The organism is Bradyrhizobium sp. 41S5 (assembly GCF_011516665.3).
GTDB classification, from domain to species: Bacteria; Pseudomonadota; Alphaproteobacteria; order Rhizobiales; family Xanthobacteraceae; genus Bradyrhizobium; species Bradyrhizobium quebecense.
On record NZ_CP083721.1, the window covers coordinates 6,098,596 to 6,112,982 of the forward strand.

The window sequence follows — 14,387 nt, forward strand, 5'->3', positions numbered from 1 at the left end:
CCTGTAAACCAAGCAGGGTTGCGAATAATTTCAGCGATATCGGCCGATCAGCGGTGCTAGTCTCATCTTCGGCCGGGACCACACCAAGCGATCACGGGAAGCGAATGCAGGCTCTCTTCATCGGACAGACCTATATCGACGTCACCTTCATCACGGATCACATGCCTGTCGGCGACGAGAAGCACGTTGCGGACGCCTATGCGGTGTCGTTCGGCGGCAACGCGGTGACCGCGGCGTTCTGCTGCGCCAAGCTCGGCATCGAGCCGGACCTGATCGCCACCATGGCCAATGACTGGCTGGGCCGGATGTTCTGGGACATGGCCGACAGGTACGGCATCTCGTTCCATCCCCGCAAGGTGAACTCGTCCTCGCTGTCCTTCATCATGCCCAACGACGGCAAGCGCGCGATCGTCCGCTGCCGTGACGACCAGCACATCCATCCCTTTCCGCTGCTGAACATCAAAGGCTGCCGCGCGCTGCACATCGACGGCCACCAGCCGGACGCCGCGATCCATTACGCAAAGCTCTGCCGTGAGGACGGTATCCTGACCTCGCTCGACGGCGGTGGCCTGCGCACCAACACCCACGAGCTGCTCGCATTCATCGACGTCGCGATCGTCGCCGAACGACTGTGCGAGCAGATGGACAAGACGCCGGAGCAGATGCTCGACTATCTCAAGAGCCGCGGCTGCCGGGTCGGCGGCATCACGATGGGTGAGCGCGGCCTGCTCTGGTACGACGAGGCGGGCACGGTGCAGACGCTGCCGGCACTGCCGATTCCGCGCAAGCGCGTGATCGACACCAACGGCGCCGGCGACGTCTTCCATGGCGCCTACATCTATTCCTACCTCGCCAATCCCGGCAAAGCCTGGCATGACCACTTTGAGTTCGCGCGCGCTGCGTCGACCTACAAGATCCAGAAGCTCGGCAACGAGGCCGGCCTGCCGACGCTCGCCGACATCGCCGCGGTCAAGCAGGAGTTCGGCGCCGCAGTCTGACAGGACGGAGTGGGGTTGGGCATGGGGCGCGTCTTCGTCGCCGGCAGCATCAATATGGACGTGGTGGCGACCGCCGAGCGCCATCCGAAGGTAGGCGAGACCGTCGCCGGCGAGGCCGTGCTGTATTTTCCGGGCGGCAAGGGCGCAAACCAGGCGGTGGCATCGGCCAAGCAGGGCGTGCCGACCACGCTGATCGGCCGGCTCGGCACCGATGCGTTCGGCAAGGAGTTGAGAACCTTCCTCGCCGCGCAAGGCGTCGATCTCAGCTTCCTCAAGGACACCAGCGGCACGCATTCGGGCACGGCGATCATCACGCTTGCCAATGCCGACAACACGATCGTCGTCGTGCCGGGCGCCAACGGGCTGGTCGATGCCGATGATGTCGCAGCCCCCGTGCTTGCGGAGGGTGACGTCGCGGTCAGCCAGTTCGAGATCCCGTTGCCGACGATCGCCGCATTCTTCGGCCGCGCCCGGGCCGCCGGCGCCACCACGATCCTCAATCCGGCACCGGCGAAAAAGATTGACAAGGCGCTGCTCGATCTCGTCGACGTCCTGATCCTCAACGAGACCGAGCTTGGCCTGCTCACGGGAGCGGAGCTGCGCGACAGCGACGACCCCGCCAGCATCGCCGAGGCGGCACGAACCTTGGGGCGTGGCAAGACCGTCTGCGTCACGCTCGGCAGGCGCGGCGTGCTGGCGCTGGTCGAGGATCAACCGCTGCTCGTGCCCGGACGCGAGGTCAGGGCCGTCGACACCACAGGCGCCGGCGATTGCTTCGTCGGCGCCCTCGCCTCGCAGCTCGCCATCGGCAAGCAGCTTGGCGACGCGCTGGCTTACGCCAACATTGCCGCCTCGATCTGCGTGCAACGGATGGGGGCCGCGCCGTCGATGCCGACGGCGCAGGAGGTGGCCGCTATTCTCTCCCCGAGTCGTCCCGGCCGGGACGACGAGGCTGTTAGGAAAGCGCACTCTTCAAATCAAAGCTCGCATCCGCCGCCTGCTCCGGTGTGATCGAGCCGCCCGCGCCGAGCAGCCGGCGGCCGAACATGTGATCGCCGGCGCGATTGACGGACTCGATGCCGAGTAGCCTGTCGCCCCGGTAGCAGAACGCAGAGAACGCCCCCTGCGCGCGGTCGCCGCGCACCACGACGCGGTCGTAGCCGGTGGTGAGACCCGCCATCTGCAGCTTGTCGGGGCCCTGGTCGCTCCAGAACCACGGCAGGCCGTCATAGATCTCGGTCTTGCCGGTCAGCCGCGACGCCACGCAGCGCGCATGGTCGGTCGCGTTCTGCACCGACTCCAGCCGCAGCGATCCGCCGAAGCGCTTGCTGGTGTAGAGCGCGCAATCGCCGATCGCGGAGATATGCGGATCGGCGGTCGAAAGATGCTCGTCGACGATGATGCCCGATGCGACCGGCAGGCCTGCCTCCGCGGCGAGCTCGACGTTCGGCAGCACGCCGACGCCGACCACGACGAGATCGGCAGGGATGTGCGTCCCGTTGCTCAGGCTGACGCCGGTGACCTTGGCGCCATCGGCCTCGATCGCCGTGACCTGGACGCCGAGATGAATCCGGATGCCGGCCGCGCTGTGGCGCGACTGCGAGAACTCGGAGATCTCCGCAGTCACCGCGCGCGCCATCACGCGCGAGGCGAGTTCGACCACGTCGACCTCGAGGCCCTTGGCCCGCGCGGTGGCCGCGAATTCGAGCCCGATGAAGCCCGCGCCGATCACGACGACGCGCATGCCGGGTGCGATCAAGTCCCGCAGCGCCTGGCTCTCGTCGAGGTTACGCAGGTAGCGGACGGCGTCGAGCTTTGCGTTGGGAATATCGAGCAGCCGGTTCCGCGCGCCGGTCGCGAACACCAGGTGGCCGTAGTCGAGCGACGCGCCGGAGGCGAGTGCCACTTTCCGCGCATTGCGGTCGACCGCATGGGCACGGTCGGTGATCAGCTCGATCTTGTTGTCCTGGTAGAACTTGTCGGGCCGAAACATCAGGGTCTCGGGCCCGCCGGTCCCCTTCAGATAGGCCTTCGACAAAGGCGGCCGCTGGTACGGCAAATGGCCTTCGTCATTGATCAGCGCGATGCGCTCGGCGAAGCCGGCCTGGCGCAGCGACGCCGCGAGCTGGAAGCCGGCATGTCCGGCGCCGACGATGATGACCGAGCCTGTCATCGGAACAACCCAAATACGCGCGAGCAGGAGTGACCCATGCCGTTTCCTCTTGTCGATGTTAGCTTGCGTGCCCCGTCACCACAGCGCTCGTGTCTGCGTACCGAAGGCGCACGCCATTTGGCCCCATGGCTCGCGCTGATGCAAGGGGGTCTCCGGCAAATCTGGACACCCGAAAGCCGCCTCCGAGCCCCTGCCGGATTGCCACAGCTCCCGCCAAGGCCTTAAATGTCCGGAAATAACAAGCCCAAGGTCCTCAAAATGCCCGATCCCACCTCCCCCAACGACCCCGCTTTGCTCCGCATCGACGGCGCCATCGCGACCATCACGCTGAACCGGCCGGCCGCGTTCAACGCGATCGACATGACGATCGCCAAAAAGCTCGAGCAGCTCGGCGCCGAGGTCGAAGCCAACAAGGACATCCGCGTGCTGGTCATCGAGGGCGAAGGCCGCGCCTTCTGCGCCGGCGGCGACCTGCAAACCATCGGTGCTGCGACCGAAGCCAACAACGTCGCGCCCGTGGTCGGCGAGATGCTGCACCACTATCACGCCTTCATCGAGACGGTTCGGCGGATGCCGAAGATCGTCCTGTCCAGCGTGCACGGGTCGGCGGCCGGCGCCGGCATGGGCCTCGCCTTCGTGACCGACCTGTGCATCGCCGCGGAGGATGCCCGCTTCACGCCCGCCTATGCCAAGATTGGCGTATCGCCCGACGGCGGCAGCACGGTCGGCATCGTCGGTACGGTCGGAACCCGTCGTGCGCTGCAGATTTTCCTTGCCGAGGACGGCTTCACCGCGCAGCAGGCCTACGAATGGGGGCTGGTCGTCAAGACCGTCCCCGCGACCGAATTGAAGGCCGCCACCCGGCAGCTCGCCGAGCGCCTGGCGAAAAATCCGCCCGCCGCGATCGCGGGGACCAAGTTGCTGGTCTATCAGGCGGCCACCACGCCGATCAAGCAGCAGCTCGATGCCGAGGAACACAAGATCATCACATCGATGCACACCGAGGATTTCCGCGTCGCCGTGAAGAAGTTCACCAGCAAGTCGAAATAGAGGTTGGGCTAGTTCGGGCAGATGTATCCGCTGCCGCCGGGTGCCTTGAAGCAGCCGACCGATTCCGGGATCACCTGCTTGGGCAGCCACAGCACGACCTTCGGAAAATAGATCGTGAAGCAGATCGTGACCAGGAACACGACGTAGATCGGCAGCGCCGCCCGCAGCGCTTTTGCAAAGCTGACGCCGACGAATTTCGAGGCCATCAGCAACACGAGCCCGTAGGGCGGCGTGATCAGGCCGAAAGCGAGTGTCGCGATCAGTACGACGCCCATATGCACGCCGTTGATGTCCCCCGCCTGGGTCAGCGCGTTGACCAGCGGCATGAAGATGATGATGGTCGGCACCGGCTCGATGAAGTCGCCGACCACGGTGAACAGCAGCACCATCAGCAGCATGATGAGATGCGGATCGTTGCCCGCAATCGAGGTGATCCAGTCGGCGATGTAGATGGCGCCGCGCAGATAGGCCAGCATCCAGCCAAATGCGTTCGCCGCGCCGATCGTGATCAGCGGCAGCGAGAAGATCAGGCCGGCCAGGCAGAAGTCATACGGGATCTTCTTCAGGTGCCCGCGGTTGAGCGCCGGGATCACGACGAGGATGATGTAGGCGACCGCCACCACGCCGGCCTCGGTCGGCGTGAACCAGCCGGTCAGGATGCCGCCGAGCAGGATCACCGGGATCATCAGCGGCAGCGCAGCGTCGCCGGCGGCGAACGCGATCTGGCGCAGCGGCGCCCGCGGCTTGCGCAGGCCTGACGGCCCGAAGAAATAGCAATAGATCATCAGCCCGAAGCCGATCATCAGCCCCGGCACCACGCCCGCCATGAACAGGCCGGCGATCGAGACATTGCCGACCGCGCCATAGACCACGGCCGTGATGCTGGGCGGCACCAGCGCCGCGATTGTCGAGGCCGAGGCGATGATCGCGGCGATGAAGGCCGGCTCATAGCCCTCCCGCCGCATCGGCCCGCCGAGCGCGCGGCTCATGACAGCGACATCGGCGGTGGTCGAGCCCGACATCTCCGAGAAGAACATGCTGAACACGACGACGACCTGCGACAGCCCGCCCCTGATGTGACCGACCAGCGAGACCGACAGGTTGGCAATGCGGACCACGACATTCGCCGAGCTCATGAGCTCGCCGACCAGCAGGAAGAACGGGATCGCAAGCAGCGCCTCGGAATCGACGCCGTCAAAGATCTTCTGGATGATCGCGGCGAGCGACACATCGGACAGCATCGCGCCGACGAACACGCCCGCCATCAGGGAGAACGGCACCGGCACGCCGAGATAACCGAAGAACAGGAAGCAGGACGACATCAACACCAGCACGACCGGTGCGCTCACGGCTTCACTCCCGTGGTGGTGCTGGTGTTGATCGCGGGAATCGCAAAATCCTCGTCCGGCGGCTCCGGATGCTCAAATCCGTTGCGGATGCCGTTGACGAGCTGCTCGACCGTGAACAGGCCGATCAGGATGCCGGACAGCGGGATCACCGCATAGAGCGACGCGATCGGCGTGCCGGACGGCAGCCGGAAACTGCCGAAGCCGCGAAGGTAATTTTGATAGCCGTACCAGACCAGGCAAAAGGCGACGCCCAGCACCACCAGCCTGATGACGATCTCGACGACCAGCCGCGACCTGCCATGCATCGCCTCCGAAAGCGCGGTAAGATAGAGATGATCGTTGCGCCTGGTCGCGACCGCGGCGCCGATGAAGATTGCGTAAATGAACAGCGTCGAAGTCACCTCCTGCAGCCACAGCCAGGGATGACCGATGGTGCGGGTGACGATGTCGGCGGTCACCGAGAGCGAGAAGCCGAAGCACAACAGGCCGCACAGCATCATCAAGATCAGCTCGAGCCGATCCAGCGCCCGCCATTTCAGATGCCGCTGCCGTTGCAGCACCAGTCTGTCGGCGATGGCCATGGCTCGAAATTCCTCGTCGTCCCGGCGAAAGCCGGGACCTATAACCCCCGGCTCAAGTTGTTTGCAGAAAGTCGGCGACCTAATCGCTCAACTGAAACGCCGCGGCGTATGGGTCCCGGCCCCCGTGCGCAATCGCGCACTCGGCCGAGACGACGCAGGTCTAATTGATCGCGCGGATCAGGTTCTTGATCTTCTCCGCGTGCGGGCCGAGCTCCTTGGCGAGCTTGTCGAGATAGGGATCGGCGATCGCGGTGAAGCTCTTCTTGTCCACGTCATCGACCACCTTGACGCCGAACGACTTCAGCTTGGTCAGCGCATTCCGCTCCAGCTCGAAGGCCTTCTGCGGCTCCTTGGCGCTGACCTCGTTGGCGGCGGCCTGCACCCATTGCTTCTGCTCGGCGGAGAGGCTCTGCCACAGCTTGTCGGAGACGAACAGCAGGGCATTGTTGGCCTCGTGCTCGGTGATCGACAACACGGGCGCGACCTCATAGTGCTTGTTGACGAGATAGACGTTGATGCTGTTCTCGGCGGCGTCGACCACGCCGGTCTGCAGCGAGGTGTAGACGCTGCCGAACGGCATGTGCACCGTCTGCGCGCCATAGGCCGGGAACATGGTGTCCTCGGTCGCGGTCGCCTGCACCCGGACCTTCACGCCCTTGAGGTCGCCGACGTTGTGGATTTCCCTCTTGCTGTAGATGTGACGCACGCCCTGCGAACCGGTGCCGATCACATGCAGGCCCTGTGCGGTCTCGTCGATCATCGTCCTGATGGCGTCGAACACCTGTGGGTCCGCCAGCGCCTTGATCACATGGGCGTCGTTGCGGAACAGGAAGTGCAGCGACATCACGCCGGCCTGCGGAGAGATCGTCGCCGTGTTGGCGGAGGAGACAATCGCGAACTCGATATCGCCCGATTTCACGAGCTGCAGCAGCTGCGGCTCCTGGCCGAGCTGCGCGCCGGGATATTGGTCGACGATCATCGTCCCCTTGCTCAATTCCTTGAGCTTCTCGGCGAAGAGATCGCCGGCCACCGAATAGCCGGTGTTGCGCGGCTGGTCGTAGGCGAAGCGGAAGTGCTTGACCTCCTGCGCGCCGGCGCGCGCGGACAGCAGCAGCGCTGCCGCGGCCATGGCGATCCCGACGATCCTGGCTGAATAGCCCATCGCGACGTTCCCCCTGTTTTTGATTGGCGCGATCATCCCACCAGTCCGGCAGGATTGTCAATAAAACAGAGGCAGTTGGACGACTGCGGGCGCTATCGCGCATTGCGTCGCTGGAATTATCGATAATTCGACAACTTCGCCGAACGACGCGCGCTACTTGCCAGTTACTTCCCCTTGGCGCGCATGAAGTCGAAATCGCAGCCCTCGTCGGCCTGCAGGATCGTTTCATTGAAGAGATGCGCGTAACCGCGCTTGGCCCAATCCGGCGTGCCGGCAGGGGCGAGCGCGGCGCGGCGCTTCTGCAGTTCGGCTTCGTCGACCAGGAGGTCGATGCTGCGCTTGGCAACATCGAGCTGGATCATGTCGCCGTTGCGCACCAGCCCGAGCGGACCGCCGACGGCGCACTCCGGCGTGATGTGCAGCACGATGGTGCCGAACGCCGTGCCGCTCATCCGCGCATCGGAGATGCGGACCATGTCCTTCACGCCGGTGCGCGCAAGCTTCTTCGGGATCGGCAGGTAGCCCGCCTCCGGCATGCCCGGCGCGCCCTTCGGCCCGGCGTTGCGCAGCACCAGCACGTCGTCGGCGGTCACGTCGAGCTCGGGGTCGTCGACCCGCAGCGTCATGTCCTCGACCGACTCGAACACCACGGCACGGCCGGTGTGCTGCAGGAGCTTTGGGCTCGCCGCCGACTGCTTGATGACAGCACCGCGCGGCGCGAGATTGCCGTGCAAGATCGCCATCGCGCCCTCGGATTTGATCGGATTCGCCTTGGAGCGGATTGCATCCTGCCCCGGCACGTCCTCCGCGTTGGCGACGACCTCGCGCAGGGTCTGGCCGGTGATCGTCCTGGCATCGAGATCGATGAGGTCGCCGAGTTGCGCCATCAGCTTCGGCACGCCGCCGGCATGATGGAAGTGCTCCATGTAGTGTTCACCCGACGGCTTGAGGTCGACCAGCACGGGCACCTCGCGACCGAGCTTGTCGAACGCCTCGAGGTCGATCTTGTGCGGCGAGCGGTTGGCAATCGCCGTGAGATGGATGAGCCCGTTGGTCGAGCCGCCGATCGCCTGCATGACGACCTGGGCGTTGCGGAACGACGACGGCGTCAGGATCTCGCTCGGCTTCGGCCCCTTGGCCTTCGCCATTTCGGCGGCGACGCGTCCGCTGGCCTCCGCAGAGCGGAAGCGTTCGGCATGCGGCGCCGGGATCGTCGCGCTCATCGGCAGCGACAGGCCGAGCGCCTCGGTGATGCAGGCCATCGTGGAGGCGGTGCCCATCACCATGCAGGTGCCGACCGACGGCGCGAGGCGGCCGTTCACCGCCTCGATCTCGACATCGTCGATCTCGCCGGCGCGATACTTGCCCCACAGCCGGCGGCAGTCGGTGCAGGCTCCCAGCACCTCGCCCTTGTGATGACCGACCACCATCGGGCCGACCGGAATCACGACCGTGGGCAGATCGGCGCTGATGGCGGCCATGAGCTGCGCCGGCAGGGTCTTGTCGCAGCCGCCGATCACGATCACCGCGTCCATCGGCTGGGCGCGGATCATCTCCTCGGTATCCATCGCCATCAGATTGCGCAGGTACATCGAGGTCGGATGCGCAAAACTCTCGGCGATCGAGATGGTCGGGAACACGAACGGCATCGCACCCGACAGCATCACGCCGCGCTTCACCGCTTCGATGATCTGCGGCACGTTGCCGTGGCAGGGATTGTAGTCGCTGTAGGTGTTGGTGATGCCGACGATCGGGCGATTGAGCGCATCGTCCGAATAACCCATCGCCTTGATGAAAGCCTTGCGCAGGAACAGCGAGAAGCCGGCGTCACCATAGCTGGTCAGTCCCTTGCGAAGTCCGTCGGCCATTTTCTTCTCTTCCCGTGGTTGTTCGGCCGCACTTAAGGAGCGGCAGGAATTATTGTCAATATGAGATAATCTGGCGGAGCAGCGCAGCTGGTCTGCGGCAAAATCGCCCCCATTATTGACAATAGCCATGGCGTCATGCTGACTTCAGGTACCGCCCCGAAGCCGAGAGCGCATGAAAGCCGAGCCCACCTTGCCCGATATCCAGGCCCCCTCGCGGGAGGAGGAACAGGCGGAAGTGATCCGCCGGCTGGAGGAGGACATCATCTTCGGCCGCTTCGCGCCCGGCCTGCGGCTGGTCGAGGATACCCTGATGCAGCGCTACGGCGCGAGCCGGCATTTCGTCCGCCAGGCGCTGTTCCAGCTCGAACGCCAGGGCATCGTGCTGCGCGAGAAGAATGTCGGCGCCACGGTGCGGTTCTATTCGGCCGAGGAAGTGCGGCAGATCTACGAGGTGCGCGAGATGCTGACGCGCCAGGCCGCGCTGATGATTGCGCTGCCCGCGCCTGACAGCCTGATCGAGCAATTGAGCGAGCTGCAACGGCACTACTGCCTCAAGGCCGACGCGCAGGACATGCGCGGCATTCACGAAACCAACGATGCATTCCACCTCGCGCTGTTCTCCGCCTGCGGCAATCCCTATCTGGTCCGCTCGCTGCAGGACTACATGAACCTGACGTTGCCGATGCGCGCCAAGAACCTCGCCGACAGCGAAGGCCTCGCATTGTCGCGCCGCCAGCACGAACTGATGATCGAGCTCTTGAGGGGCCGCGACAGCTGGGCGCTGGCGCAGCTCTGCGTCGATCACATGCAGTACAGCAAGGCGGACTATCTCGTCCGCATCTCCAACGACAAAAAGCCGCAATAGCGCGATACGCGGCCTCCTCATGAAGGAGACGGCGATGCGCTACGTGGCCTTGTTGATGGGATCGATCGCCGTGCAGCTTGCGCTGGGCGGAATCGCCGACGCGGCCGACCCGCGTGCAACCGAGCTCACCTATGAGCCCTGGACCAAGACCTGCCTGACCGAGGCGAGTTGCTTCGTCGCCGCCGCCGCGCGCGGCCAGTGTGCGCCGTCTGGCGGCACCATCAGCATCTCGCCACAGACCAGCACGCGCGCGCTGCTCACCGCCAATGTCGGAACGCGGACCATGCTGGAAGGCACGATCAGCCTCCGCATCGATCAGGACGAACCGATGCAGATCGCCAGGACGCACTGCTACACGCTCGGTTGCGGCGGAACGCTGGAAGCCAATGGCGAGCTGATCGAGCGGCTGAAACACGCGCAAGCGATCGTGCTGGAAGCGAAGAACCTGACCGGGCAGAAGATCAGCCTCAACTTCCCGCTCGCGCACTTTTCGCAGACCTATGACGGGCCCGGCAGCGCGCCCAAGGCATCGGGACAAAGCTCGAATGAGCCGCAGCGCCAGCACACCGAGACTGTGAAGCAACTGCCGCAGTGCGACGACTGATCATTTCTTCCAGTCGATCACCCTCGTCCTGTCGCCGTCGAACTCCATGCTGCAGAACGTGCCGCCCTGGTAGAAGTCGCCGACGGGATCCGGCGGCAACTTGGCCTGCTCGGCCATCGCATGCTCGCGGAAGTCTTCGCCACGGCCGCTCGGACGATAACCGAGATCGTAGGCGCGGTGATTGTCCCACCACGAGCGCTCGTTGTAGGACGCGCCATACAGCATCTCGAAATGAATGTCGGGATGTTCGAGCCCGATCCGGCAGAGCTGAACCAGATCCTCGGGCTTGAGCCAGATCGACAGCCTGCGGTGATCGAGCGGCGCCTCGCCGAAATTGCCGATCCGGATACAGGTCACCTTGATGCCGTGCTTGTCGGCATAGAGCGCGCCAACACCTTCGCCGAACACCTTGCTCACCCCATAACGGCTGTCCGGCCGCGCGGTGACGTCGGTGCCGATGCGGTGATGGCGCGGGTAGAAGCCGACCGCATGATTGGATGAGGCGAAGATCACGCGCTTGACGCCCTGCTTGCGCGCCGCCTCGAACAGATTGTAGCCGCCGATGATGTTGGCCTGCAGGATCGCATCCCAGGAACCTTCGACCGAATAGCCACCGAAATGCAGGATGCCGTCGACGCCCTCGCAGATCGCCTCGACCTCTGCGAGGTCGGCGAGATCGGCCGCCTTGAACTTTTCGTTGCTGCCGAGATCGGAGGGCTTCTTGATGTCGCTCAGCAGGAGATCCGGATAGATCGGCGGCAGCAGCTTGCGCAGGCTCGTGCCGATTCCACCCGATGCGCCGGTCATCAATATGCGTGGCATGCCGTCCCTCGTCTTTCCTGTTTGCTCAAGGGGATCATTGGACCGAATTGCGGTCGCAGGCCGACGATGATAGCAAACCATGCGCTCAAGGAAACACCATCGAAACACAACAACGAGAACAGCAAATGTCCGATGTTCATTCCGCCGGCTGGCGTCCCGCGACCTGCTATCCCGATCCCGCGATCCACGCGCTCGACCCGCGCTTCGAAAAATACTGGCTGAAGCTCTCCGCCGTGGAGCGCATCGCCACCGGCCTGCGCTGGGCCGAAGGCCCGGTGTGGTTCGGCGACGGCCGGTATCTGTTGTGCAGCGACATCCCGAACCAGCGCATCCTCAAATGGGAAGAAGAGACCGGCGCGCTCAGCATCTTCCGCAAGCCGTCGAACTTCGCCAACGGCAACACCCGCGACCGCCGGGGCCGGCTGATCACCTGCGAGCATGGCGGCCGCCGCGTGGTGCGCACCGAATATGACGGATCGATCACGGTGCTGATCGATTGCTTCGGCGGCAAGCGGCTGAACTCGCCGAACGACGTCGTGGTGAAATCCGACGGCGCGATCTGGTTCACCGATCCAATCTTCGGCCTGCTCGGCAATTACGAAGGCTACAAGGCCGATCCGGAGATCGAGCCCAACGTCTACCGGCTCGACCCCGAAACCGGCAAGGCCAGCATCGTCGCCGAGGGCGTGCTCGGCCCGAACGGGTTGTGCTTCTCGCCGGATGAGAAAATCCTCTACGTCGTGGAATCCCGCGGCGAGCCGAACCGCAAGATCCTGGCCTATGACGTTTCCGCCGACGGTAAGACAATCTCGAACAAGCGCGTGTTCATCGATGCCGGCCCCGGCACGCCCGACGGCATGCGCTGCGATATCGACGGCAATCTGTGGTGCGGCTGGGGCATGGGCGATCCCGAGCTCGACGGCGTCGTCGTGTTCGCGCCCGACGGCGCCATGATCGGCCGCATCGCACTGCCGGAGCGCTGCGCCAACCTCTGCTTCGGCGGACTGAAGCGCAACCGCCTGTTCATGGCGGCCAGCCAGTCGATCTATGCGCTCTACGTCAACACCCAAGGCGTGCTCGGCGGTTAGTTTGTCGTCCCGGCCTTAGTGCGCAATTGCGCACTTGGGGCCGGGACCCATAACCACCGATGGATCTTGGCTTGGCACGCTGGGGCCGCATTGTTCGCAAAACGAGGCCCTGTGGTAATCGGTCCCGGCTTTCGCCGGGGCGACGATAAGAACTTCTACCTTCCAAAACGTCTGACGCCGGAGCGGTGATCCGCCCCGGCGTCAAAATCGTGTCTCTCTTAGCTCGGCTTACGCGGCGTTGTAGCCAGCGACCGCCTTGGCCTCGAGATATTCTTCCAGACCGTAGCGGCCCCACTCGCGGCCGTTGCCGGACTGCTTGTAGCCGCCGAACGGCGCGCTGCGTTCGTTCGGCACGCCCTGCAGGTTGACGTTGCCGGCGCGGATCTGGCGGCCGACGCGGCGCGCGGTTTCCACGGTGTCGGCCGAGACGTAACCGGCGAGGCCATAGGGCGTGTCGTTGGCGATCTTCACCGCCTCAGCCTCGTCCTTGGCGCCGAGGATGGTCAGCACCGGTCCGAAGATTTCCTCGCGGGCGATAGTCATGTCGTTGGTGACGTCGGCGAAGATGGTCGGACGGACATAGAAGCCCTTGTTGACGCCCTCGGGCAGGCCCGGGCCACCGGCGACGAGCGTTGCGCCCTCGTCGATGCCCTTCTGGATCAGCGCCTGGATCTTGTCCCACTGGCCGCGGTTGACGACCGGACCGATCGTGATGCCGTCGGCGCGCGGATCGCCGGCCTTGGTCTTGTCGGCGACGCCCTTCGCGATCGCGGCCACTTCCTTCATCTTGGAGAGTGGCACGATCATGCGCGACGGCGCGTTGCAGGACTGGCCCGAGTTGTTGAACATGTGCATCACGCCGCCGGTCACCGCCTTGACGAGGTCAGCACCCTCGAGGATCACGTTCGGCGACTTGCCGCCGAGTTCCTGGCTGACGCGTTTCACGGTCGGCGCCGCACGCTTGGCGACATCGACGCCGGCGCGGGTCGAGCCGGTGAACGAGATCATGTCGATGTCCGGGTGCTCGCTCATCGCGGCGCCCACCTCCGGGCCGAGGCCGTTGAGGAGGTTGAACACGCCCTTCGGCACGCCGGCTTCATGGAGGATTTCCGCGAAGATCAGCGCCGAGGTCGGGGTGAACTCGGAGGGCTTCAGGATCATGGTGCAGCCGGCGGCGAGCGCGGGCGCGACCTTGCAGGCGATCTGGTTGAGCGGCCAGTTCCAGGGCGTGATCATGCCGACGACGCCGACCGGCTCGCGCACGATCACGGCGGTGCCCATGGTCTCCTCGAACTCGTACTTCTTGAGCACTTCGAGGGTGTTCATGAGATGGCCGAGGCCGGCACCGGCCTGGAGCTTTTCGGCCATCGGCAGCGGAGCACCCATCTCGTCGGAGACGGCGGCGCCGATCTCCTTCATGCGGCCCTTGTAGACCTCGACGATCTTGGTGAGCAGCGCGATGCGCTCCTCGCGGCTGGTCCGGGAATAGGTCTCGAACGCGCGCTTGGCGGCGGCGACTGCCTTGTCGACATCGGCCTTGGAGCCGAGTGCAACCTCATACATCGCTTCTTCGGTCGCCGGATTGACGACGGGGGTGGACTTGCCTTTGACGACCGGATCGACCCAGGCGCCATCGATGTAGAATTGCATACGATTGACCATCGGAAACCTCTTGTAGGGGGCGTATGGATAAGGGGAACGGAAAGCGTTCGGCAGGCATCCTTGCACGAAAGCAGGGCGAATTGAACCCGCCATATGCGGGGCGCGGCTCGTGCACGCCCACGGCATATAATGTCGCAGGCAAGCGAGTGACAAGACTACTTCACC

General features: G+C 64.7%; 13 protein-coding genes. 6 read left to right on the forward strand and 7 right to left on the reverse strand.

Annotation, left to right across the window (positions count from 1 at the left end; genetic code table 11):
• The first annotated feature begins 104 nt into the window (after nt 1–104).
• Both HAP47_RS29390 and HAP47_RS29395 read left to right on the forward strand, forming a co-directional pair.
• Entirely contained in the window at nt 105–998 is an 894-nt protein-coding gene (locus HAP47_RS29390; protein WP_173641585.1) for a sugar kinase, read from the forward strand.
• 21 nt (nt 999–1,019) lie between these two features.
• A complete protein-coding gene (locus HAP47_RS29395; protein ID WP_173641584.1) occupies nt 1,020–2,009 on the forward strand; it encodes a ribokinase in 990 nt (329 codons plus the stop codon).
• On the opposite strand, the gene HAP47_RS29400 is transcribed toward HAP47_RS29395, so the two are convergent.
• On the reverse strand, nt 1,954–3,171 hold the full coding sequence (locus tag HAP47_RS29400; RefSeq protein ID WP_173641583.1) for an NAD(P)/FAD-dependent oxidoreductase: 1,218 nt from the start codon (nt 3,169–3,171) through the stop codon (nt 1,954–1,956). The two genes, HAP47_RS29395 and HAP47_RS29400, sit on opposite strands and share 56 nt — an antisense overlap.
• Nucleotides 3,172–3,429: 258 nt before the next feature.
• Between HAP47_RS29400 and HAP47_RS29405 the strand changes: the two genes are divergently transcribed.
• Nucleotides 3,430–4,221, forward strand: coding sequence for an enoyl-CoA hydratase/isomerase family protein (locus HAP47_RS29405; RefSeq protein WP_173643064.1), 792 nt, complete (start codon nt 3,430–3,432; stop codon nt 4,219–4,221).
• A gap of 8 nt (nt 4,222–4,229) precedes the next feature.
• Here HAP47_RS29405 and HAP47_RS29410 read toward each other — a convergent pair whose 3' ends face one another.
• From HAP47_RS29410 to HAP47_RS29425, 4 genes are all read right to left on the reverse strand, one after another.
• Entirely contained in the window at nt 4,230–5,570 is a 1,341-nt protein-coding gene (locus HAP47_RS29410) for a TRAP transporter large permease (RefSeq protein ID WP_173641582.1), read from the reverse strand.
• Nucleotides 5,567–6,151: a TRAP transporter small permease gene (locus HAP47_RS29415; protein ID WP_173641581.1), complete on the reverse strand. Its 585-nt coding sequence runs from the start codon at nt 6,149–6,151 to the stop codon at nt 5,567–5,569. Before HAP47_RS29415 ends, HAP47_RS29410 begins: the two co-directional genes overlap by 4 nt.
• Before the next feature lie 160 nt (nt 6,152–6,311).
• On the reverse strand, nt 6,312–7,313 hold the full coding sequence (locus tag HAP47_RS29420) for a TRAP transporter substrate-binding protein (protein WP_173641580.1): 1,002 nt from the start codon (nt 7,311–7,313) through the stop codon (nt 6,312–6,314).
• Nucleotides 7,314–7,477: 164 nt separating this feature from the next.
• On the reverse strand, nt 7,478–9,181 hold the full coding sequence (locus HAP47_RS29425) for an IlvD/Edd family dehydratase (protein ID WP_173641579.1): 1,704 nt from the start codon (nt 9,179–9,181) through the stop codon (nt 7,478–7,480).
• 172 nt (nt 9,182–9,353) lie between these two features.
• Between HAP47_RS29425 and HAP47_RS29430 the strand changes: the two genes are divergently transcribed.
• Nucleotides 9,354–10,046 carry a GntR family transcriptional regulator gene (locus HAP47_RS29430; protein ID WP_173641578.1) on the forward strand — a complete coding sequence of 231 codons (693 nt, stop codon included), beginning with the start codon at nt 9,354–9,356 and terminating at the stop codon, nt 10,044–10,046.
• 34 nt (nt 10,047–10,080) lie between these two features.
• Nucleotides 10,081–10,650, forward strand: a complete 570-nt coding sequence (locus HAP47_RS29435) for an invasion associated locus B family protein (RefSeq protein WP_173641577.1) — start codon at nt 10,081–10,083, stop codon at nt 10,648–10,650.
• Here the strand turns inward: HAP47_RS29435 and HAP47_RS29440 are convergent, their stop codons facing one another.
• Nucleotides 10,651–11,472 carry an NAD-dependent epimerase/dehydratase family protein gene (locus HAP47_RS29440; protein WP_173641576.1) on the reverse strand — a complete coding sequence of 274 codons (822 nt, stop codon included), beginning with the start codon at nt 11,470–11,472 and terminating at the stop codon, nt 10,651–10,653.
• A 125-nt stretch (nt 11,473–11,597) separates the two neighbouring features.
• Here HAP47_RS29440 and HAP47_RS29445 point away from each other — a divergent pair, with 125 nt between their 5' ends.
• Nucleotides 11,598–12,560 (forward strand): SMP-30/gluconolactonase/LRE family protein, encoded by a 963-nt coding sequence (locus tag HAP47_RS29445; protein WP_173641575.1) that lies wholly within the window; start codon nt 11,598–11,600, stop codon nt 12,558–12,560.
• 228 nt (nt 12,561–12,788) lie between these two features.
• On the opposite strand, the gene HAP47_RS29450 is transcribed toward HAP47_RS29445, so the two are convergent.
• Nucleotides 12,789–14,222: an aldehyde dehydrogenase family protein gene (locus HAP47_RS29450; RefSeq protein WP_173641574.1), complete on the reverse strand. Its 1,434-nt coding sequence runs from the start codon at nt 14,220–14,222 to the stop codon at nt 12,789–12,791.
• Nucleotides 14,223–14,387 lie beyond the last annotated feature (165 nt).

Excerpts from the sequence above, each read along its gene's own strand:
- HAP47_RS29390 (WP_173641585.1), top strand. The coding sequence starts at position 105 with ATGCAGGCTCTCTTCATCGGACAGACCTATATCGACGTCACCTTCATC.
- HAP47_RS29395 (WP_173641584.1), top strand. The coding sequence starts at position 1,020 with ATGGGGCGCGTCTTCGTCGCCGGCAGCATCAATATGGACGTGGTGGCG.
- HAP47_RS29400 (WP_173641583.1), bottom strand. The coding sequence starts at position 3,171 with ATGACAGGCTCGGTCATCATCGTCGGCGCCGGACATGCCGGCTTCCAG.
- HAP47_RS29405 (WP_173643064.1), top strand. The coding sequence starts at position 3,430 with ATGCCCGATCCCACCTCCCCCAACGACCCCGCTTTGCTCCGCATCGAC.
- HAP47_RS29415 (WP_173641581.1), bottom strand. The coding sequence starts at position 6,151 with ATGGCCATCGCCGACAGACTGGTGCTGCAACGGCAGCGGCATCTGAAA.
- HAP47_RS29420 (WP_173641580.1), bottom strand. The coding sequence starts at position 7,313 with ATGGGCTATTCAGCCAGGATCGTCGGGATCGCCATGGCCGCGGCAGCG.
- HAP47_RS29425 (WP_173641579.1), bottom strand. The coding sequence starts at position 9,181 with ATGGCCGACGGACTTCGCAAGGGACTGACCAGCTATGGTGACGCCGGC.
- HAP47_RS29430 (WP_173641578.1), top strand. The coding sequence starts at position 9,354 with ATGAAAGCCGAGCCCACCTTGCCCGATATCCAGGCCCCCTCGCGGGAG.
- HAP47_RS29435 (WP_173641577.1), top strand. The coding sequence starts at position 10,081 with ATGCGCTACGTGGCCTTGTTGATGGGATCGATCGCCGTGCAGCTTGCG.
- HAP47_RS29440 (WP_173641576.1), bottom strand. The coding sequence starts at position 11,472 with ATGCCACGCATATTGATGACCGGCGCATCGGGTGGAATCGGCACGAGC.
- HAP47_RS29445 (WP_173641575.1), top strand. The coding sequence starts at position 11,598 with ATGTCCGATGTTCATTCCGCCGGCTGGCGTCCCGCGACCTGCTATCCC.
- HAP47_RS29450 (WP_173641574.1), bottom strand. The coding sequence starts at position 14,222 with ATGGTCAATCGTATGCAATTCTACATCGATGGCGCCTGGGTCGATCCG.